The following is a 1,660-nucleotide window of genomic DNA, read 5'->3' on the forward strand; positions in this document are numbered from 1 at the left end:
GCCCGAATATGGCACTCGGAGGCATCACCCCTAAACAGAAGTTGGCCCTGGTGGCCTGATATCTATTTCTGGCGAGTATTAAAAATGGGGGGATTACCGATCACTGGCACGGCTGGATCAACGATCCGACAGTGGCCGACGCCTTGCTGGATCGGCTGGTGCACAGCGCGTATCGAATCGTGATGAAGGGTGAGTCGCTGCGACGTAAAAAGACGGAAGAAGAAGCGGCATCGTGACCGATGCGGTTAGAATTTAGACCCCGCGCAATCGGGTGGAGAAACCGGTCACGTTGTTAGCGAAATGACCGGTCACGATGAGCGAAATACGCANGTCGCTGCGACGTAAAAAGACGGAAGAAGAAGCGGCATCGTGACCGATGCGGTTAGAATTTAGACCCCGCGCAATCGGGTGGAGAAACCGGTCACGTTGTTAGCGAAATGACCGGTCACGATGAGCGAAATACGCAACTTGCGTTATGTCGGCGACCTTCGCCGCTGTGACCACCACGCCGTGCACCAGACCTGATTCGTCATCAACGCCGATATGCGCCTCGGCACCGAAGTAATACGGGTTGCCTTTCTTCGTCTGGTGCATTTCCGGATCGCGCTTGCCGTTCTTGTTCTTGGTCGAACTGGGGGCATTGATCAGCGTGGCGTCCACGAGGGTGCCCTGGCGCAACGACAGTCCACGATCGCCCAGGTAACCATTGATTACCCCCAGAATCCCGGCCGCCATCTCATGTTTTCCAACAGACGACGGAAGTTGAGGATGGTCGTTTCGTCTGGGATGCGCTTGAGTTCAAGCCCGGCAAACTGGCGCAGGTTAGTGGTCTCGTACAGCGCTTCCTCCATGGCAGGATCGCTGTAGCCGAACCAGTTCTGCATCAGGTGAACACGCAGCATCGCCATCAGCGGATAGGCCGACTTCGAACTTGAGACGGAGCATTTCCTTAATTTTACGCATGAGTAACCGCTCCACCACGACCTCTCTGCCTCGATAAAAGAGGTCGATGGCAGTGAATTAATCCGGCGTTGCTGCCGGCCTTATAGGTAGCCGGATGCCCGTGGAATCCGCGCATGCAAAACAGCGATCACTATTCTACTAATCGCTGCTGCATCTTCGCTTGTTGCTGGGCGAACCTGACATCCCATACTGAGAACCTCAACCTGTGACTATCACAGCGTAGTCCATCGCAATGTGTCGTCATCGGACGGTTACATTCAATTACTCTGGAAGGACAAAACCGCGATCAACCTATCCTTCGATAAGTTTTGAGACTCATTGCAAGCCCCGTCATTTCAGCGTTCAGACTCGCGACAGCCAATTCCAACGCTTCCTCATTACAATTGGTTGCACACACCGACTCCAACTGCTCGCACGCTACAATCAGGCCGTGAGCTTTAATAATCCGTGCTCCGCCTTTAACCTTATGGGCAAGGTCAGACAGTCCTTGAATATCCTCATCGAAGAAAATTGCCGGCAACCTAACTAAATCCTGCTCATTGCTTTGTGCCAGATCACCCAACAATTCGTTGAATGCCTCGTCATCACCGTCAACCAACGTAAGCCTCCAGCCCAGCCACCTTTACTCGGCAGCTGATCTCAATGGCAGCAACTCATCCAGCCGGCTATTCGGCCAGGTCGGTAACTTCTCCAGCGT

General features: G+C 53.7%; 1 protein-coding gene and 2 pseudogenes. 1 reads left to right on the forward strand and 2 read right to left on the reverse strand.

Features of this window, described 5'->3' with window-relative positions; genetic code table 11:
* Nucleotides 1-98: 98 nt before the first annotated feature.
* Nucleotides 99-236, forward strand: a pseudogene (locus ACXPVS_RS27280) (ATP-binding protein); the annotation flags it as partial.
* 202 nt (nt 237-438) lie between these two features.
* Here ACXPVS_RS27280 and ACXPVS_RS27285 read toward each other — a convergent pair.
* Both ACXPVS_RS27285 and ACXPVS_RS27290 read right to left on the reverse strand, forming a co-directional pair.
* Nucleotides 439-926, reverse strand: a pseudogene (locus tag ACXPVS_RS27285) (IS5 family transposase); the annotation flags it as partial.
* A 323-nt stretch (nt 927-1,249) separates the two neighbouring features.
* On the reverse strand, nt 1,250-1,561 hold the full coding sequence (locus ACXPVS_RS27290) for an Hpt domain-containing protein (RefSeq protein WP_458512648.1): 312 nt from the start codon (nt 1,559-1,561) through the stop codon (nt 1,250-1,252).
* Nucleotides 1,562-1,660: the final 99 nt, after the last annotated feature.

Source organism: Pseudomonas sp. Ma2-10 (genome assembly GCF_054330215.1).